The organism is Vibrio sp. L5-1 (assembly GCF_021728315.1).
Classification (GTDB): domain Bacteria; phylum Pseudomonadota; class Gammaproteobacteria; order Enterobacterales; family Vibrionaceae; genus Vibrio; species Vibrio splendidus_K.
Genome location: NZ_JAKKCQ010000010.1, coordinates 1 through 18,955, shown reverse-complemented (window position 1 = coordinate 18,955; position 18,955 = coordinate 1). Strand labels below are relative to the sequence as shown.

General features: G+C 43.6%; 15 protein-coding genes, 1 tRNA gene and 1 rRNA gene. 8 read left to right on the top strand and 9 right to left on the bottom strand.

The window, feature by feature from the left end:
* Positions 1-8: 8 nt before the first annotated feature.
* From pyrB to arcA, 3 genes are all read right to left on the bottom strand, one after another.
* Positions 9-938, bottom strand: a complete 930-nt coding sequence (gene pyrB / locus L3V35_RS22575) for an aspartate carbamoyltransferase (RefSeq protein ID WP_004735321.1) — start codon at positions 936-938, stop codon at positions 9-11.
* Positions 939-1,225: 287 nt separating this feature from the next.
* Complete coding sequence (locus L3V35_RS22570) at positions 1,226-2,230, bottom strand: ornithine carbamoyltransferase (protein ID WP_004735322.1); 1,005 nt, start codon at positions 2,228-2,230, stop codon at positions 1,226-1,228.
* Positions 2,231-2,386: 156 nt separating this feature from the next.
* Complete coding sequence (arcA, locus tag L3V35_RS22565) at positions 2,387-3,607, bottom strand: arginine deiminase (protein WP_017110564.1); 1,221 nt, start codon at positions 3,605-3,607, stop codon at positions 2,387-2,389.
* A gap of 577 nt (positions 3,608-4,184) precedes the next feature.
* Between arcA and rraB the strand changes: the two genes are divergently transcribed.
* Together rraB and L3V35_RS22555 are read left to right on the top strand one after the other, a co-directional pair.
* A complete protein-coding gene (rraB, locus tag L3V35_RS22560; RefSeq protein WP_237291200.1) occupies positions 4,185-4,601 on the top strand; it encodes a ribonuclease E inhibitor RraB in 417 nt (138 codons plus the stop codon).
* A gap of 125 nt (positions 4,602-4,726) precedes the next feature.
* Positions 4,727-5,524, top strand: a complete 798-nt coding sequence (locus L3V35_RS22555; protein ID WP_146456652.1) for a hypothetical protein — start codon at positions 4,727-4,729, stop codon at positions 5,522-5,524.
* A gap of 93 nt (positions 5,525-5,617) precedes the next feature.
* Here L3V35_RS22555 and L3V35_RS22550 read toward each other — a convergent pair whose 3' ends face one another.
* The 5 genes from L3V35_RS22550 to pepA all read right to left on the bottom strand — a co-directional run bounded on the left by L3V35_RS22550 (position 5,618) and on the right by pepA (position 12,296).
* The gene (locus L3V35_RS22550; protein ID WP_237300689.1) at positions 5,618-6,523 is read right to left on the bottom strand and encodes a bifunctional helix-turn-helix transcriptional regulator/GNAT family N-acetyltransferase; all 906 of its coding nucleotides are present in this window, start codon (positions 6,521-6,523) and stop codon (positions 5,618-5,620) included.
* 79 nt (positions 6,524-6,602) lie between these two features.
* Positions 6,603-7,007 (bottom strand): DUF2061 domain-containing protein, encoded by a 405-nt coding sequence (locus L3V35_RS22545; protein ID WP_237300688.1) that lies wholly within the window; start codon positions 7,005-7,007, stop codon positions 6,603-6,605.
* Between the two features lie 220 nt (positions 7,008-7,227).
* A complete protein-coding gene (locus L3V35_RS22540) occupies positions 7,228-10,116 on the bottom strand; it encodes a valine--tRNA ligase (RefSeq protein ID WP_237300687.1) in 2,889 nt (962 codons plus the stop codon).
* 103 nt (positions 10,117-10,219) lie between these two features.
* Positions 10,220-10,669: a DNA polymerase III subunit chi gene (locus L3V35_RS22535; protein ID WP_237300686.1), complete on the bottom strand. Its 450-nt coding sequence runs from the start codon at positions 10,667-10,669 to the stop codon at positions 10,220-10,222.
* Between the two features lie 106 nt (positions 10,670-10,775).
* A complete protein-coding gene (gene pepA / locus L3V35_RS22530; RefSeq protein WP_004735335.1) occupies positions 10,776-12,296 on the bottom strand; it encodes a leucyl aminopeptidase in 1,521 nt (506 codons plus the stop codon).
* Between the two features lie 192 nt (positions 12,297-12,488).
* Between pepA and lptF the strand changes: the two genes are divergently transcribed.
* Together lptF and lptG are read left to right on the top strand one after the other, a co-directional pair.
* Entirely contained in the window at positions 12,489-13,589 is a 1,101-nt protein-coding gene (gene lptF, locus L3V35_RS22525; RefSeq protein ID WP_054548292.1) for an LPS export ABC transporter permease LptF, read from the top strand.
* A gap of 3 nt (positions 13,590-13,592) precedes the next feature.
* A complete protein-coding gene (lptG, locus tag L3V35_RS22520; RefSeq protein WP_004735337.1) occupies positions 13,593-14,663 on the top strand; it encodes an LPS export ABC transporter permease LptG in 1,071 nt (356 codons plus the stop codon).
* Between the two features lie 63 nt (positions 14,664-14,726).
* Here lptG and L3V35_RS22515 read toward each other — a convergent pair whose 3' ends face one another.
* Positions 14,727-15,203 carry an RDD family protein gene (locus tag L3V35_RS22515; protein ID WP_054548293.1) on the bottom strand — a complete coding sequence of 159 codons (477 nt, stop codon included), beginning with the start codon at positions 15,201-15,203 and terminating at the stop codon, positions 14,727-14,729.
* A 195-nt stretch (positions 15,204-15,398) separates the two neighbouring features.
* Here L3V35_RS22515 and L3V35_RS22510 point away from each other — a divergent pair.
* The 4 genes from L3V35_RS22510 to L3V35_RS22495 form a co-directional block, all read left to right on the top strand.
* Positions 15,399-15,483 (top strand) — tRNA-Leu (locus L3V35_RS22510).
* A 477-nt stretch (positions 15,484-15,960) separates the two neighbouring features.
* Complete coding sequence (locus tag L3V35_RS22505) at positions 15,961-16,368, top strand: VOC family protein (RefSeq protein ID WP_004735357.1); 408 nt, start codon at positions 15,961-15,963, stop codon at positions 16,366-16,368.
* 83 nt (positions 16,369-16,451) lie between these two features.
* Entirely contained in the window at positions 16,452-17,705 is a 1,254-nt protein-coding gene (locus L3V35_RS22500; RefSeq protein ID WP_237300685.1) for an HD-GYP domain-containing protein, read from the top strand.
* A 638-nt stretch (positions 17,706-18,343) separates the two neighbouring features.
* A 16S ribosomal RNA gene (locus L3V35_RS22495) occupies positions 18,344-18,955 on the top strand; the annotation flags it as partial.

The window sequence follows — 18,955 nt, the reverse complement described above, 5'->3', positions numbered from 1 at the left end:
TCTCTCCTCTACAGCGTTTCGTTAAGAACAAGGGCTAGCAGTGCTTCGCGTGCGTAAACACCGTTCTCTGCTTGCTGGAAGTAGTAAGCGTAAGGTGTTTTATCGACATCGACAGTAATTTCATCAACACGAGGAAGAGGGTGAAGAACCTTTAGGTTATCACGTGCATTTTCCAGCATTGGAGCCGTCAGGATGTACGCTGATTTGATGTGCGCGTATTCCGATTCATCGAAGCGCTCTTTTTGAACTCGAGTCATGTACAAGACATCAAGCTCTGGAATGACATCTTCCATGTCTGTCAGCAGTTGATACTTGATACCCGCCTCATCAAGTTCTTCGCAAATGTAGTCTGGCATCGCCAGTGCTTCAGGTGCCACGAAGTAGAAACAGATGTTATCGAACTTCGCTAGCGCTTGAGTCAACGAGTGAACCGTACGGCCGTACTTAAGGTCACCAACGAATGCAACGTTGAGGTTGTCTAGGCGGCCTTGTGTCTCAGCGATAGAGAATAGGTCTAATAGCGTTTGTGTTGGGTGTTGGTTTGCGCCGTCACCTGCGTTAATAACCGGTACACCGTTAGAAAACTCAGAAGCCAGACGCGCAGCACCTTCTTGAGGATGACGCATTACGTAAGCATCAACGTATGAAGAGATAACCTGTACCGAGTCCGCTAGCGTTTCGCCTTTCTTCGCCAGTGACGTGTTACCACCACTGTCGAAACCAATCACATCACCACCGATGCGTTGAATAGCCGTTTCAAAAGAGAGACGAGTTCGCGTTGAAGGTTCGAAGAAGCAGCTGGCAACAACTTTGTTCTTGATGAGTTCTGGGTTTGGTTCAGCCTTTAGCTGACCTGCCGTTTGAACAATTAATTCTAGCTCTTCACGAGAAAGCTCTGGAATTGAGATGATGTGCTTTTGATAGAGCGAATTCGCCATGATCTTCTTCCCCACAATAATGTATTGGCCATAAAAAAGCCCCCCATAATGGGAGGCTTTAAAAAAGTGCTGAAAAGCAGAATAGACGGCCTGGCAAGCATGCTAGCTTGCGAGCAATATTTGGTGTTTTCACAATTTTATTATGTGTTTTCACAATATCATTATGCTTTATCACAACATTGCTTGGCGTCATTTTCACTACTCTCAGACAAATTGCCGAGAATTATACGCTTTCAATTTGTGAGCGCAAGCGATTACATCAAGCTTTTGTTTACTTTCAGTATTCGCTATTGGCCCAGAGTCGCAACCATTACCGCTTTGATGGTATGCATGCGATTCTCTGCTTCATCAAATACAATTGAGTAATCCGATTCAAAGACTTCGTCAGTGACTTCTAAGCCGTTCATTCCATATTTGTCTGCAACTTGCTGGCCGATCACGGTTTCATTGTTGTGGAAAGCGGGCAGGCAATGCATGAATTTCACTTGAGGGTTACCTGTGAGCTTAATGACATCCATATTCACTTGGTAAGGTGTCATTACAGCCACACGTTCGTCCCAAGCTTCTGGCGCTTCACCCATAGAAACCCAAACATCGGTATAAAGGAAATCACAGCCTTTCACACCTTCAGCAACGTCTTCTGTCAGCGTGATTTTTGCACCTGTACTTTGCGCTATAGCTTGGCACTCTTCGACAAGGTGCTCTTCTGGCCAAAATGCTTTTGGCGCGACAAGGCGAATATCCATGCCCATTTTCGCGGCACCCACTAACAGAGAGTTACCCATGTTGTTACGTGCATCACCAAGGTAAGCAAAGCTGATTTGGTGCAGATGTTTACCACGACCATGCTCAAGCATAGTGAGGAAATCAGCCAAGATCTGAGTAGGGTGGAACTCATCGGTTAAGCCATTCCAAACTGGTACACCAGCATAAGCGCCTAGGTCTTCGACAATGCTTTGGCCAAACCCTCGGTATTCAATGCCATCGTACATGCGACCTAATACACGTGCCGTATCTTTCATTGATTCTTTCTGACCAATCTGAGAACCAGATGGGCCTAAATAAGAGACTTGAGCGCCTTGATCAAAAGCAGCTACCTCAAAAGCACATCGAGTTCGAGTGGATGCTTTTTCAAAGATCAAAGCGATGTTTTTACCGTTAAGCTTTTTCTGCTCTGTACCTGCATACTTAGCTTTTTTAAGGTCGGCAGACAGGTCGAGTAAAAACTGAATCTCTTTAGGAGTAAAGTCGAGAAGTTTTAGAAAGTTACGATTGCGAAGATTAAAGGCCATCTCTCGCTCCTTGCGTATATAGAATCAATGAAGAACTCAGTTAAACATAAAAATGCTATATTTGTGAATATTTATTTTATTAATTTGATAAAAAAGGCCAGTATAATGGTACTGGCCTAGATAAGTTAGTGTGCTCGCTTTATTGAGTTTTGTGGCTTAGATACCGTCTCTTTCGATAGGACAACTCATACAGCGAGCGCCACCTCGGCCACGACCTAGTTCATTGCCCGGAATCGTCAGAACTTCGATACCTGCTTTATCGTATTTTTCATTGGTGTAAACATTACGCTCATAGCCGATAACCGTACCCGGTTTCACCGTCAGTACGTTGTTAGCGTCATTCCACTGCTCACGTTCAGCTTCGTAGTTATCACCACCGGTTGTGATGATCTTCAGTTGATCGAGGTCCAGTGCGCCTTCAATCGCTGTTAGGTAGTTTTCAGCTTTCTCTACTCGCATTTCGCCATTTTCTTTCGGCGTTAAGCGCCAAGTATCTAGGTCTTTACGAACGATCTCTGGATAGACTGAGAATGTGTCGATATCCATGTGCGTCATTACTGTATCAAGATGCATACAAGAGCGGTGCTTTGGTAAATCAATCGCAATCACTTCGGTTGCTTGACCGGATTTGAATAAACTAGCGGCTAGGTTTTCAACACCTTGTGGCTTAGTACGCTCTGAAATACCGATAAGCACGGCACCTTTACCGATAACCAGAACATCTCCACCTTCAATATTCGCATTGTCATAGTGAAGATCTTCATCACCGAAGTGCTTAATGAAATCTTGGCCTGCGAATACAGGGTGCCAGCGGTAAATTGCTCGCAAGTGATTCGTTTCTCGTTGACGAGCAGGCATCATCATTGGGTTAAGAGAGACACCTCCATAAACCCAACAAGAAGTATCGCGGGTAAATAGATGGTTGGGTAGTGGCTCAATAACGAAATCAAGTGGGCGGTGCATCTTCGGTAGCATTGAAGAAGATTTAATAGGAAGTTCAGAGTAGGCTAAGCCACCCAGTAGGATCGTGGCTAAGTGCTCGTTGTCCATTTGAGCAAGGTATTCTCTTAAATCACGTGCGAATGTAGGGCCGTAACGGAAGTCTGAGATTTGAGTCGTCAGTAGCCACTCACGAGCTTGAGCTACAGCGAGTGTCTCAACCAGTAGGTCATGCAGTAATAACACTTCAACGTCTTGGTTACGAAGTGTCGTCGCAAAGGCATCGTGTTCTTCACCTGCGGCTTCTACTGCAAGTACATCATCAAAGAGTAACTCATGACAGTTAGAAGGGGTGAGGTGGGTGAGTGCCCTTTCAGGTCGATTTAGGAGAACTCGTCTTAATTGACCGACTTCGGAGCCAACGTACAGCTTACTCATTTTGCATCCTTACTATTAATCCAGCGTCTATTTATGACAAGCTTGTTCGTAATATGCAAGTTTTGAAAATTGTGTAAAGGTTGTGTTATTTCTCAATTGTTGGTTTTTAATGCTGATTAATTAAAAATTAGTGATATTAAAATCCAATTGAAAGACTCAATGCTAGAACAAACTTTTTGCAGTTCTATGCTCAAATTTCAGTAACTCGATAATCCATTTTGCTTGGTGAACATGATTTTTCATTCAAAATTTATGCAATTATCCATTCTAAAATGAGATCTTATGCACCAATGAAGTGATCGTCAGTATGCATTTGATATGACTAACCACTCAGTTTTAGAGAAGTAAGGCGAAAAGTAACAATAAAAATGAAATGCTAAAACACACGTTAGTTAATAATATGTTGAAAATTTGTTTCTGTGATTTTGATTTCACTTTTTAATTGATATCCTCTCTGTTATCTAGCGATAAACTTACTCTTCTATACCTGATCTAGGTGGCTTTTCTAGGCGATCCATGCCATATTTCGTGGCAATCAAATTTGATCTTTTCATAGTCAACACTCTGGAGCAGACACATGTCTCACGAAGATGAATATCTATCAGTAGCGGAATTAATTGAATTTCAAAAAGGAGAGACTCGCGACATCATTGAAGCACTAATCGAAGATGGTAGCGATCCTGAAGCTCTATACGATATCGAGCATCACCTTTTTGCTGAAGATTTCGCAGTACTTGAGAAAGCCGTTGTTGAAGCATTCAAAATGGGCTTTGAAGTGCTTGAAGCTGAAGAGACAGAAGACGAAGATGGCAACAAGCTACTTTGTTGTGATGCAACGATGCAGTGTACTCTGAATGCAGAAGCGATTGATGAGCAAGTTGAGAAGCTTGTAAATCTTGCAGAGAAGTTTGACATTATCTACGACGGTTGGGGCACTTACTACGAAGGTGAAGATGCTATCTACCCAGACGAAGATGAGGAAGACGAAGAGTAATCTCTTCCCAGTTTTAAAGAATGCCAGCCTTGAGCTGGCATTTTTTTATCCTCAGAAAAATAAATGTCTTTATATGCATTCATTCATTATAATGCGGTCAAAATTGATCTAGCTCAAGGAATGCTATGCGATTACCTCTCGATGGTCTTTGGCAAATATCGCCACTGACGGACCTCTCTATTCCACAAGATGACATTACTTTTCCGGCTCCGTTAAGTTCAAAGCTTCCTGATAGCTTGAGTGAAAGTGAAATCGCAGAGCAAGAGTGGCACCTGATGCATGACATCGAAGTGGATGATGCGATGTTGGCGTGCCCGTTTGTTGAGTTAGTAATGGCAGGTGTTGATTACTTTGCGGAAGTTCGACTCAATGGTGTGGCTGTGTTTGATTGTGATGGTAGCCAAGTCGAATATCGTAAAGATATTCGACCTTACATGCAGTCTGGTCGCAACCGTTTTGAGATTCTTTTCCTTGAAGAAGAGGAGAGCTTATTGCTTGAAGAGGATATGGATGAGTCAGTCTCTTCATCGGCTGTCGCTAAATCGGATTCTCGTATCGGAATCTGGCAAGCGCCATATCTGCAGTTCGTTCGTCACGTCAAGCTTGAGCAAGTTGTGACAGAGCAGATCTGGCATTACGGTGGTGGTTGTGAGTTCAAAGTGGATGTTATCTACCAAACGCTAAAGCCAGGGCTAATATCGGCATCAATCAAGTTTAATGGTATGACATTAGTGATGCCGATAGATGTGCGAGCAGAACATACGGGTGTTGTTTTCCAGGTTGAGGCGCCGATAATTTTTGATATTGAGAATCCTAACCCTAAACATTTATACTCGTTAGAAGTGGTACTTGATGGCCAGGAAGAGAGCTCTTTTGTCGCCTTGAATCCAGCTTCTTGCGTCAGTAATTTTTTGCGTAGTTAGCGGTTATTTAATTAGCCCGTTACGTAAGGAATCAATTCGCTCACTTGCTTGTCATCTGATGAACTGCCGACGCTAACCCTATTTCAAAACACATTATAGCGTTTTGGCCATGACAACCTCACAAGCGTCATGGCCTGTTTCTCCCCAAGCTGAATCAAGGTGTTCAAAGCCCAATTTTTCGTAAAGTTTAATGGCGGCATTAAGGCATTCGGTCGTTTCTAGATACATATGTTGATAACCCAGTTCCTTAGCTTTCTCCATCGACATATTAACCAACCTCTTCGCTAAGCCTTTGCCTCTTGTTTCTGGCAAGAAGTACATCTTTTGCAGTTCACAGACCTCTGGCATACCTGCTAATGGTGCAAATCCGCCACCACCGACAACCTTTCCATCAAGTTCAATTACCCAATACTGAGATCTTTCATTGTTATAAACATTGAACATGTCTTCTAAGGTGGGGTCAGCCACACCATAACCTTTATCTTCAGTTAGCCCGTTTTCATAAGAGACTTGGCGAATTACATTGGCCACTACGGTGTTGTCTTGCTGTTGTAGGGAACGAACCATCACACCGCTTGAAGCGTGGCTTTGTTGCAGTGCTCTAAGGTAGTGCTTAATTCCCCCAGAAACTTGTTGAGTTTCCGCTTCCGTTAAACGCTCAAGTACCGAGTCATAAAATTGATTCTGTTGACTGTGAAGTTGGGCAAGAGTGTTTATCCCTTGTTCTGTTACTGAAGCAACAACACTGCGCTTATCGTTGGGGTGTGGCGAGGTTTGGATTAACGAGTTCCTCGCTAGATTATTGACTGCTCTACTGGCGTTGGACTTATCAATATTGAGCTTATCCGCTAATTGATTCACGGTTAATGGCTGCTGCTCTAGTTCGATAAGCGTATGTGCTTGAATCGGAGGTAGGGCAATATCACCACAATCTTTGTCGAGCATTCCAAGCTGTCGAACGAGCTGACGTGATAATTCTCTAAGCTGTGCTGAAGTCATGTTGCCTCTTAATATGGTTGCGATGTACAACTATAATTTAATTGCGAATCGCAACTATGTCAACAATGAACTCTCTAGGTTAAGCGTGTTGGTGCAAACAAAACTGTGGCTGTGCTGTTTGGTTTTCTGCTTTTCGTAGCCAAACTTTCTCATGGAAGTAGTAAGCCACGGTATTCAAAGCGGGTTCTAATGTTGCCATCACACCACCAACAAAGGCATCGCCAGTCAATAAGTAGACAACGGTAAAGGCAACACTAAAGTGGATAGTAGCGAAGCTTGCTGTTTTTAATTTAGTCATCCACTGACGAGCTTTAAGCGCTGGAACTTGAGCCCAAGCCTTTTCATGAAAATAGAAGGCAACAGTATTCACAGAGGGTTCAATCATGGCAATTAAGCTGCCAATTAAGATGTCGCCTGTGAGTACGTAAGCGACACTAAATGCGATAGTAAAATGTAATGCGGCAAAGGTTAGTGTCTTTTTCATGATAATTACTCAATCGTTGTGTTGTTTTGATAGAGCTATTATTGAGAATTATTATCATTAATTAAAATGGGTTGTAGGGATTAATTTGATAGGTAAAAACTATCAATAAATAAGTGACGGACGATAAAGCTTGGAGTGATTGGCATAAAAAAAGGTTGGTCACGAAGACCAACCTTTCTATTTAGAGCGAGAAGTTCGAAGCCTTCTCGTTCAATCAGTTTTAAAGTGCAGCGATAGTCGCTTTTTGCTCTTCTAGCTTAACAAGCGTTTCTTGGTAGCCTTCAAGCTTTTCACGCTCTTTCGCGATAACCGCTTCTGGTGCTTTAGCAACAAAACCTTCGTTACCTAGCTTGCCTTCGATACGCTTAATCTCACCGTGAGTCTTCGCTACTTCTTTATCTAGACGAGCAAGTTCAGCATCTTTGTCGATAAGACCCGCCATTGGGATCATCAGCTCAGATTTGCCAACCAGTTTGGTTGCACAAGCCGGAGTTGCTTCGCCGTCTGCTAGAACTTTAATATCGTCTAGCTTAGCTAGAGAAGTAAGAACGATCTTATTTGCTTCGATACGAACTGCATCTTTCTCATCAGCGACTTTGATCATTACTTCTAAGCCTTGGCTTGGGGCAATGTCGTATTCCGCACGTAGGTTACGGATAGCAGTGATGAAAGTTTTAACCCATTCGATGTCGTCAACGATCTCAGCATTGAAGTTAGCTTCATTAAACTGAGGAAGCGCTTGAGTCATGATAGTTCTTTCTTCTGCATCAGGGCCTTCAACGCCGTCGATCAGCGGAATAACGCTCTGCCAGATAGATTCAGTGATGTAAGGAAGAACAGGGTGAGCAAGACGTAGTGTCTTCTCAAGAACCGTGATCAACGTGTAACGAGTCGCTTGTTGTTGAGCTTCAGTACCCTTCCAAAGAACAGGTTTAGTTAGCTCTAGGTACCAGTCACAGAATTGGTTCCAGATGAATTCGTAAAGCGTGTTTGCTGCCATGTCTAGACGGTAGTTGTCTAGATGAGCGTTAAACTCTTTCGCTGCAACTTCAAACTGAGATTCAATCCACTTGTCTGCTAGAGAGAATTCCATGTTTGCACGGTCTTCTACAGACAGTGACATGCCACAATCGTGCTCTTCTGTGTTCATCAGTACGTAACGGCTTGCGTTCCATAGCTTGTTACAGAAGTTACGGTAACCTTCAAGACGCTTCATGTCCCAGTTGATGTCACGGCCAGTTGAAGCCATAGCAGCAAGAGTGAAACGCAGTGCATCGGTACCGTATGGTTCGATACCATCTTCGAAAGTCTTACGTGTTGCTTTTTCGATCTTAGCAGCCAGTTTAGGTTGCATCATGTTGCCACAACGCTTTTCTACTAGCTCTTCAAGGCCGATGCCGTCAATCATATCGATTGGATCAAGTACGTTACCTTTCGACTTAGACATCTTGTCGCCGTTTTCATCACGGATAAGGCCCGTCATGTAAACTGTTTTGAAAGGTACTTGAGCCTTGCCATCTTCGTCTTTCACGAAGTGCATTGTCATCATGATCATACGAGCAACCCAGAAGAAGATAATATCAAAACCAGATACTAGTACTTCTGATGGGTGGAATGTTTTCATTGCTTCAGTATCTTCAGGCCAGCCTTGTGTGCCGAACGTCCAAAGTGCAGAAGAGAACCAAGTATCAAGAACGTCGTTGTCTTGCTTAAGAACAATTACCGGTGAAAGGTTGTTCTTTTCACGAACTTCTTCTTCAGTGCGACCTACGTAAACTTTACCATCGTTGTCGTACCATGCTGGGATACGGTGGCCCCACCAAAGTTGACGAGAGATACACCAGTCTTGCACGTCACGCATCCACGCGAAGTACATGTTTTCATATTGCTTAGGTACGAATTGGATCTCACCATCTTCAACGGCTTTAACGGCAGGCGCAGCAAGAGGCGCTGTACGCACGTACCATTGGTCAGTCAGCATTGGTTCGATAACTACACCACCACGGTCACCGTAAGGAACGGTTAGATCGTGATCTTTGATCTCTTCAAGTAAACCTAGCTCTTCAAATTCAGCAACCGTTGCACGACGAGCAGCAAAACGTTCCATACCTTGGTATTTAGCTGGAAGATCTGTTGAGTACACATCGCTTTCTTCACCGTTAGTTGTGAAGATTTCAGCCGCATCACGGATATCACCGTTGAACGTTAGGATGTTGATCATTGGTAGGCTATGGCGCTTGCCCACTTCGTAATCGTTAAAGTCATGAGCTGGCGTGATTTTCACACAACCCGTGCCTTTATCCATGTCAGCGTGCTCATCACCTACGATAGGGATAAGACGATTAACGATAGGAAGCAGGATTTCTTTACCGATAAGATCTTTGTAGCGAGGATCTTCAGGGTTAACCGCAACGCCTGTATCACCAAGCATGGTTTCTGGACGTGTAGTAGCAACGACGATGTAGTCTTTGCCGTCAGCCGTTTTAACACCGTTCGCTAGTGGATAGCGGAAGTGCCACATGAAACCTTTTTTGTCTTTGTTTTCAACTTCAAGATCAGAAATAGCAGTGTGCAGTTTAGGATCCCAGTTTACTAGGCGCTTACCACGGTAGATTAGGTCTTCTTCGTATAGACGAACAAACACTTCTTGAGTCGCAGCCGATAGGCCGTCATCCATAGTGAATCGCTCACGATCCCAATCTACAGAAGCACCAAGACGACGAAGTTGTTGAGTGATCGTGCCACCTGATTCGCCTTTCCATTCCCAGATCTTGTCGATGAAAGCTTCACGGCCGTAGTCGTGTTTTGTTTTGCCTTCTTCAGCGGCGATCTTACGCTCAACAACCATTTGAGTGGCGATACCAGCGTGGTCAGTACCCACTTGCCAAAGAGTATTTTTGCCTTTCATACGTTGAGCACGGATAAGCGTATCCATGATCGTATCTTGGAACGCGTGACCCATGTGTAGGCTGCCAGTGACGTTCGGTGGCGGGATCATGATGCTGTAAGCTTCTTTTGATGTGTCACCGTGTGGCTTAAAGTAGCCTTTCTCTTCCCAAGTCTTATACAGAGCTTGTTCGATTGATGTTGGGTTGTATGTCTTTTCCATAGTGCTCTTATAACGGATACTGTGAATGGTTAATCGTGGTCAAACTTCATAAGTGAAGCTTCTTGAATCTAAATCCAAAGATAGCTTTAACTATGAGGTTTGACTATGGATGTTGAATCTCGATAGTTTGTAGCTGATATCCAGCCTGACGGTAAATTTTATACCTTTCTCGAGCGAGTTGCTTAGCTTTTTCTTCGCAAGGAACGAAGTCTATCACCTGAGCAAAGGCGTTCGCAAAGGTTGTATTATTATCGGCCAGATTTATTACCAGTTGGCGATTCCAATTATGTTTTACGCCTTGATAGCCAATTTCGATGTTGGTTGAATACTTTGGGCCTTCGCCAACTAAGTTATGTGCAATAAATTCATTGGGTTCGACCTGCCAGAAAACCTCAGCGATACGTTCGGCATGTTCTTTGTCATTGCAGTTGAGATAAAGTTTAGCGCCTTGTTTAGCAAAGTACTGAGCAAGAAACAGCACATAGTGAGCAAAACCATCTTCGCAGGCTTGCGGGCTGTCTGAAGGCACAATGTAAAACGTGGCAGTCTGCATACTTAACACTCGAAACTTGAACTGAAAATCGTGGATATCAATATTACTTGGTTAACAGGGTCTAACAAATAGCGCTTATTAAAAAAGGGCCCGTAGGCCCTTTTCATTATTTTGAAGATTGCTCTTCAGTCTCTTGGCCGCTGCGGTTCAATAAGAATTGGACTAGCATTGAGACAGGACGACCTGTCGAGCCTTTCGCTGCACCTGACTTCCACGCAGTACCTGCACTGTCAATGTGAGCCCAGTGGTACTTCTTAGTGAATTTAGACAGGAAGCAACCTGCGGTGATAGTACCGCCAGGGCGGCCACCGATGTTTGCCATATCAGCAAACGGACTGTTCAGCTGCTCATGGTACTCGTCTGCCATAGGTAGACGCCATGCGCGATCACTTGCTTGCTCTGAAGCATTAACAAGTTCATGAGACAGTGGGTTGTGGTTAGATAGAACGCCACTGATGTGGTGACCTAGAGCGATAACACATGCACCAGTTAGCGTAGCAACATCGACAACACAATCTGGTTCAAAGCGCTCAACGTAAGTTAGGGCATCACATAGAACCAAGCGACCTTCTGCATCAGTATTTAATACTTCAACGGTTTGGCCTGACATGGTTGTTAGAATGTCACCTGGGCGGTAAGCATTGCTACCTGGCATGTTTTCACAGCCTGCAAGGATACCTACAACGTTGATTGGCAAGTTAAGTTTCGCCAGTGCTTTCATTGTGCCGAATACAGATGCAGCACCACACATGTCGTACTTCATCTCATCCATGCCTTCACCAGGCTTAAGCGAGATACCGCCTGAATCGAAAGTAAGACCTTTACCGACCAGAACGATAGGTTTTGCATTTGGGTCAGCAGCACCTTTGTATTCCATGATAGACATCATAGATTCGTTCTTAGAGCCACGGCCTACAGCTAAGTATGAAGTCATACCCAGCTTTTCCATCTCTTCTTCACCGATGATCTTAGTCTTTACTGTCTCATAATCGTCAGCTAAACGACGAGCTTGAGAAGCTAGGTAAGCCGGGTTTGCGATGTTCGGTGGCATGTTGCCAAGATCTTTAGATGCTTTCACACCTGAAGCAATAGCAAGACCATGAGAAATCGCTTTTTCGCCAAGGCTTAGCTCGCGACGAGTTGGTACGTTGAATACCAATTTACGTAATGGACGACGAGTCTCTGGTTTGTTGCTCTTAAATTGGTCGAATGTGTAAAGACCATCTTTAGTCGCTTCTACCGCTTGACGAACTTTCCAGTAAGTGTCGCGACCTTTAACGTGAAGTTCTGTAAGGAAACATACTGCTTCCATAGAACCAGTTTCGTTTAGTGTGCTGATGGTTTTTTGGATGATTTCTTTGTATTGACGCTCGCCTAGCTCACGTTCTTTACCACAGCCTACCAGTAGAACACGTTCTGAAAGTACACCAGGTACTTGATGCAGTAGCAGCATCTGGCCAGGTTTACCCTCTAGATCACCGCGACGAAGCAGTGAACTAATGTAGCCATCGCTAATCTTATCTAATTGCTCGGCTACTGGAGAAAGGCGGCGCGGTTCGAATACACCGACAACGATACATGCGCTGCGCTGTTTCTCTGGGCTGCCACTTTTTACACTGAACTCCATGCGTACTCCTACATCCTGAAGACAAATCGAACTAAATGTTAGATAATGGGTTCTTACTTGTTGGATCCTATAATGGAACTAACCTTAAAGAAGAACGCTAACACTTAGCTAAAAATTTAAAAAAATAAAAGGTTCAACGGGAAATTATAGTGATTCAATCAAAAAAACAAGTTTTGTATAGGTAATTTGAGCGTGATTATTGTTAGATATTTGATCCGCGAGACAATCAAGAGCCAATTTGCGATCTTTTTTGTTCTCTTTCTCGTGTTTCTCAGCCAAAAATTCATCAGTGTTTTAGCGGACGCCTCTGATGGTGATATTCCTGCGAGCCTCATATTGTCGATTGTTGGTCTAAATATGCCAGCGATGGGTTTATTGATGCTTCCACTCAGTATCTATATTGGTATTTTGCTTACTTTTGGCCGTCTTTACGCTGAAAGTGAAATAGTCGTAATGAACGCAACGGGTATTGGTAATAAATTCCTTATCCAATCTGCGCTTTATTTGGCTTTGATTACTGCATCTGTTGCTGCCTTCAACTCATTTTGGTTGTCTCCTTGGTCGCAAGACAAAGTTGAGCAAATGTATGAAGAAGTGGCTGCAGAAAATAGCGTTGATTTACTTCCGAAAGGTAAGTTTGAAGGTACGCCGGATGGTTCTTCTGTCGTTTTCATTGATGATATCGACGGTAATAAGTTAGAAAATGTGTTCGTTGCTCAAATGCGCCCACGTGATTCGGTATTACCCAGTGTGATGTTTTCTAAGTCGGGTGATGTCAAAGAACTGAGCGATGGTCGCCAAGTCATCGTTATGTATGACGGCACTCGCCATGAAGGGGTTCCGACACGTCTCGATTATATGGTGACGCACTTTGAAGAGTACGAAGGTTTAATTGGTCAGCGTGAAGTTGAGAAGAAAGGTCGAGATTGGGAAGCTATTCCTACACTCGAACTGATTGGTAATCCAGAAAAAAGTGCGAAAGCGGAATTACAGTGGCGAATTTCATTGGTACTTTGTATTCCATTGTTGACCATGCTTGTTGTGCCACTGTCTGCGGTGAACCCTCGACAGGGTCGTTTCGCTAAAATTGGTCCAGCCATTCTAATTTATCTAACCTATTTCTTAGCAATCAGTGCAACCAAATCTTCGATTGAAGAAGGGAGTATCCCTGCGGTAGTCGGCATGTGGCCAATTAATGCGTTATTGTTATTTGTCGCAATTGGTGCAAACTTTATGGATAGCGTGCCAGTAAGGCGTTTGAAAGAAAAATTCAAGAATAAAAGGTTAGCTTAAGCCGTGTTTAAGATTCTCGATTTATATATAGGCAGAACCATCATCGCAACGACGTCTCTGGTATTGGTGACGTTTGTTGGTCTCTCTGGGATTATCAAGTACGTAGAGCAGTTGAGAAAAGTTGGTCGTGGTACCTATGATCTACTACAAGCGCTGTATTTCGTTCTATTGAGTGTCCCTCGTGATATCGAAATGTTCTTTCCAATGGCTGCATTACTTGGTGCATTGATTGGATTGGGTATGCTTGCTGCGAGTTCTGAACTGGTGGTGATGCAGGCGGCGGGTTTCTCTAAGTTAGATATTGGCCTATCGGTACTCAAAACCGCTATTCCATTAATGATCGTCGTGACTCTTCTTGGTCAATGGGGGGCGCCTCAAGCACAGAAGATGGCTCGTGACCTAAGAACCATATCGATTGCTGGTGGTAATATTATCTCTACCCAAAGCGGGGTATGGGCGCGTGATGCCAATGACTTTATATTCGTTGTCAAAATTGACGATGAAAAGCTATATGGTTTGAACATGTGGCGCTTTGATGAAAATAAGGCACTTAAGACGGCGATATATTCTGAAGAGGTCGATTACGTTGGAGACAACGTTTGGACAATGAACGATGTCGAGATCACGTCGTTCGAAAATGAGATTCAGATTACTAAAGAAAGCCTACCGACATACTCATGGAAGACGTCACTCGCTCCAGATAAGCTTGCCATTGTAACGGTTAAGCCTGAAGAACTGTCTTTAAGTGGGTTGTACGATTATGTTTCTTACCTTAAGGCGTCGGAGCAAGATGCATCACGCTATGAACTCGCTTTATGGAGAAAGATAACTCAGCCGATTTCGATAGCGGTCATGATGTTGATGGCATTGTCGTTTATCTTTGGCCCATTACGAAGTGTGACTATGGGAGCAAGAATTCTTTCGGGGGTTATTGCAGGTTTTACCTTCTATATATCCAGTGAGTTCTTTGGTCCGGTCAGTTTGGTCTATCAAATACCACCGGCCTTTGGTGCGCTAGCCCCGAGCGTGGTGTTCCTTGGAATAGCCATAATGCTCTTGAGGCGGAAACTGTAAATAGAAAAAAGGAAGGCATAACGCCTTCCTTTTTTGCTCTTGACTGTAGCAAGTTTGATCGCGTTATCGTGCTTGTGGTAGCACTACTACTTCGGTCTTCGCCCAGATGTCGTGAAAGCCACGCTTTTGAGGGTCGAATGGAACACATAAGTTTGCTAATCCAAATCCTGAAGTACCTAAGCGAATCAGAGCTTGGGTTACAGTAATAGCGGAGCCATCTTTGTTTTGAATGCGCAGTTTCCAAGCTCGCATGCCTAGCGTTTGACCTGCTTTTGTCCAAAAGAACACAAAGAAGTACACCCAAACTACGACTAAGTAAAAGGTATATGCAGGGCTCCAAATCGGGTGGTTGCTCAAGAAGTCACTAACATCGGCATAACCGCTATGGTTAAAAACGCCAAGTGCCATGAGCGCATGCAGCAGAGCGACAATGACGCCAGCCGCCAGCATCTCAATAGCGATTACGATAAGGGCGTCATAGAACAAGGCACCAAATCGGCGCATTACTCCTGCTGGTGGCATTGTGTTTGTTGATGTCATGGTGTTATTACTTCTTCAAAAATTTAGGCGTCAGAATATAGTCTAAGGCCTGGCGTGAAAAGAGACATGACGCACAGCTTATGACTTAGTGGCGAAATTATCGGCAAACACACATGAATTCAAGTTTTTATACTTGCCACATCAGTTCGCATACGTATAATGCCAGACATCGAAAGGGCAACGCCCCAAGATAATGCCGGTATGGTGAAATTGGTATACACGACGGATTCAAAATCCGTTGCCTTCGGGCGTGGCGGTTCAAGTCCGCCTACCGGTACCATATTTAAATGACAAAGCCTCGACGAAAGTCGGGGCTTTGTTGTATCTGGGGTATAGGGAGCGTTGCCTTCTCGGCGGCGGCAGGAATGCCTGTCCAATCATTCCGCCTACCGGTACCAAGCATAGAAAGGTCGCTTTTATAGCGACCTTTCGTCGTTTTAGGCGTTTGTGAATTTAAAATCCAGCGTGACGGCTTGGATGCAAGCCCAGTCAAGTCGGCCTACCGGTACCATATTTAGATAAAGCTCTGATCAGAAATGGTCGGGGCTTTGTTGTATCTGGAGAATAGAAAAGCTTACCTTTGTTTTAACGGCAGGAACGCTTTTTTAATCAGTCAGATCTTGTTGTTTCATTCCTAAACCACACCGTTTCCCTTCGCAATTCGATTCCTTAATAAATTAATCATCTTAAATCATGATGTTACCTACCATTCTCTCATCTATTGTCTATGTTTAAAGGAATAATAGAGGAGAGATATATGCTGACAGTAACCCCTTACTTGTTTTTTGATGGCCGTTGTAACGAAGCGTTGGATTTTTATCATAAATGTTTTGGCGGTGTAGTTTTATCGAAACAACTTTTTAGTGATGCGCCACAAGTAATAGAGGGAGCTCAACCTGATTGGATTATGCATGCTGAGTTTGAAGCGTTTGGTATGAAGCTGATGATGTCTGATGGTGTTAAAGCGAAAGAGCTCGAAGGTAACAACCTCGCTCTCTCCCTTGTTACTGAGGATACCGCGACTCAAGAGCAAATCTTTGAAAACCTGAAGCAAGGTGGGCGAATAATGACACCTTTAGCGGATACGTTTTGGGGAGCTCGGTTTGGCAAAGTGGAAGATAAGTTCGGCATACGTTGGATGGTGCACTGTGATTCTTTAAGTTGAACCTGTGAAATTGGATAGTGAAATTGCTGCTCGGTTTTATTAGAATTATAAATAGAGATTATTGATCAATATTATATATAAAAATGGGCAGCATAAAGATTACCGTAGATCGCATTCAGCCCGGTCTACATGTACGACTCCCAGTAAAATGGAATGAACACCCATTTCTACTTAACAGCTTTAAAATCAAAGATGACGCTCAAGTACAAGTAATTCGACATCTTGGGATTAAGCACGTCTATATAAATCCGAACCAAAGCGATACATCACCTTTACCCGCTAATCATGTGAGTGAACAAGACCTTGATACTGATTTACAAGTAAGTCTTGAAGCGGAAAGAATGTGGAAAGATAAGCATGAGCGTATCGAAACTCTAAGCTCTTACCGTCGTAGGGTGAGTCATTGCGAGAAAGAGTTCGAACGTTCGCTTGCCCGAATGCGTTCTGTGATGACCAAAATCCGTAATCGCCCATTAGATGCGGTAGGGGAGGTTAAAGCTCTTGTTGATGAGATTGTTGAAACGCTAGTGAGTGACGATAACGTAACCTTGCATCTCATGAATGCAAAAGCTGACTTTGAAGACATTTACTTCCATACATTAAATGTCTCTGTTGTTGCGTTAATGATAGGTAAAGCAAAAGGCTACAATACGCAGCAGTTGAAAGACCTTTCATTTGCCGCGTTGTTTCACGATATAGGTAAAATAAAGATACCCGTAGCGATACTAAGAAAGCAGGCAGCTTTGACTGTGCCAGAGGCGAATTATCTCAAACTTCATACTAAGTATGGGGTAGATATAGTCACGGCTATTGAGGGTTTTCCTGACAGTGCGAAGAGAGTTATTGGTCAGCATCACGAAATGAATGACGGTTCGGGTTATCCAGAAGGCTTAACTGAAGATGGTATAGATGAGTTTGCAAAAATAGTCGCGGTAGCAAATGCATTTGATAACCTTTGCCACAGTAAAGCGCAATCCCAGCAGAAGATCCCTTACTTAGCACTCTCTCATTTATATAAGAACTGCAAACACCTATATAGTCAGGATAACTTGAGTCTGTTAGTCAAGTTTATGGGAGTGTACCCACCGGGCACTGTCGTGCAGCTTTCAAATGAATCAATTGGAATAGTGATTTCAGTTAATGCTAAACACATGCTTTACCCGAATGTACTGATCTATGATCCTAGCGTGCCAAGAACCCAAGCCCCGATCATTGACCTCTTTAGTAAAGAGATAAAAATTGTCAATGCAGTTCATCCAAGTAAGTTACCGGAACAAGTTAGAGAATATCTAAACCCTAGGGCTCGTTTATCTTACTTTTTTGATAATGGTGAGTAGTTATCCACAGGGTGTTGTGGGTAATTTGTTCGAAACTTGGGTTGAAAGTGGTATAAATAAGCCCTTGGTTGAAATGTCTTCGCTTAACCTCTTTTTTCAATAAAAAACGCATTTAATGCTTGCCAATAAGAGCTGCATCTCTATAATGCCGCCTCACTGACACGGCAGACGCCACAAGGCTTCAGCGCAGAATGTTGGTAAGGCAACTAGCTTAAAGCGTTTAATCGCTCCTACTTTTAAAAAGTAGAAATTAATTCCCAATAAGTGTTTGACACTGAGAATTAAAACGCTAGAATGGCCGTCCACTTAGAGAGGCTCCTTACTTAAAAGGAACGCTCAACAAGTGAAGCTCTTTAACAATTTAAACCTATCAATCTGTGTGGGCACTCGTTGATGAATATCAAAACGTTTTATCCTTTGGATAAAACAGTTACTTCGGTAACAAATTGATTTCAATGAACTGAGTGACCAATACGTTTAACGACTTTCTCTTGTAGAAAGAAATTATTCGGCACAGTCAATTCATTACCATTCTGTTGGAATGGTAATAGCTTTAAAATTACATGTTCATCAATCTTTTTCGAAAGAGCGAATGAATATTAGTTTTGAAGTCAGTATTCGTTGAGTCACAAAATCTTAAATTGAAGAGTTTGATCATGGCTCAGATTGAACGCTGGCGGCAGGCCTAACACATGCAAGTCGAGCGGAAACGACATTATTGAATCTTCGGAGGATTTAATGGGCGTCGAGCGGCGGACGGGTGAGTAATGCCTAGGAAATTGCCTTGATGTGGGGGATAACCATTGGAAACGATGGCTAATACCGCATAATGCCTACGGGCCAAAGAGGGGGACCTTCGGGCCTCTCGCGTCAAGATATGCCTAGGTGGGATTAGCTAGTTGGTGAGGTAATGGCTCACCAAGGCGACGATCCCTAGCTGGTCTGAGAGGATGATCAGCCACACTGGAACTGAGACACGGTCCAGACTCCTACGGGAGGCAGCAGTGGGGAATATTGCACAATGGGCGAAAGCCTGATGCAGCCATGCCGCGTGTATGAAGAAGGCCTTCGGGTTGTAAAGTACTTTCAGTTGTGAGGAAGGGTGTGTAGTTAATAGCTGCGCATCTTGACGTTAGCAACAGAAGAAGCACCGGCTAACTCCGTGCCAGCAGCCGCGGTAATACGGAGGGTGCGAGCGTTAATCGGAATTACTGGGCGTAAAGCGCATGCAGGTGGTTCATTAAGTCAGA

Coding starts and splice junctions, on each gene's coding strand:
- L3V35_RS22555 (WP_146456652.1), top strand. CDS start 4,727: ATGCGATTACCTCTCGATGGTCTTTGGCAAATATCGCCACTGACGGAC.
- pepA (WP_004735335.1), bottom strand. CDS start 12,296: ATGGAGTTCAGTGTAAAAAGTGGCAGCCCAGAGAAACAGCGCAGCGCA.
- L3V35_RS22500 (WP_237300685.1), top strand. CDS start 16,452: ATGGGCAGCATAAAGATTACCGTAGATCGCATTCAGCCCGGTCTACAT.
- rraB (WP_237291200.1), top strand. CDS start 4,185: ATGTCTCACGAAGATGAATATCTATCAGTAGCGGAATTAATTGAATTT.
- L3V35_RS22515 (WP_054548293.1), bottom strand. CDS start 15,203: ATGACATCAACAAACACAATGCCACCAGCAGGAGTAATGCGCCGATTT.
- L3V35_RS22505 (WP_004735357.1), top strand. CDS start 15,961: ATGCTGACAGTAACCCCTTACTTGTTTTTTGATGGCCGTTGTAACGAA.
- L3V35_RS22570 (WP_004735322.1), bottom strand. CDS start 2,230: ATGGCCTTTAATCTTCGCAATCGTAACTTTCTAAAACTTCTCGACTTT.
- pyrB (WP_004735321.1), bottom strand. CDS start 938: ATGGCGAATTCGCTCTATCAAAAGCACATCATCTCAATTCCAGAGCTT.
- L3V35_RS22545 (WP_237300688.1), bottom strand. CDS start 7,007: ATGAAAAAGACACTAACCTTTGCCGCATTACATTTTACTATCGCATTT.
- L3V35_RS22550 (WP_237300689.1), bottom strand. CDS start 6,523: ATGACTTCAGCACAGCTTAGAGAATTATCACGTCAGCTCGTTCGACAG.
- L3V35_RS22540 (WP_237300687.1), bottom strand. CDS start 10,116: ATGGAAAAGACATACAACCCAACATCAATCGAACAAGCTCTGTATAAG.
- arcA (WP_017110564.1), bottom strand. CDS start 3,607: ATGAGTAAGCTGTACGTTGGCTCCGAAGTCGGTCAATTAAGACGAGTT.
- L3V35_RS22535 (WP_237300686.1), bottom strand. CDS start 10,669: ATGCAGACTGCCACGTTTTACATTGTGCCTTCAGACAGCCCGCAAGCC.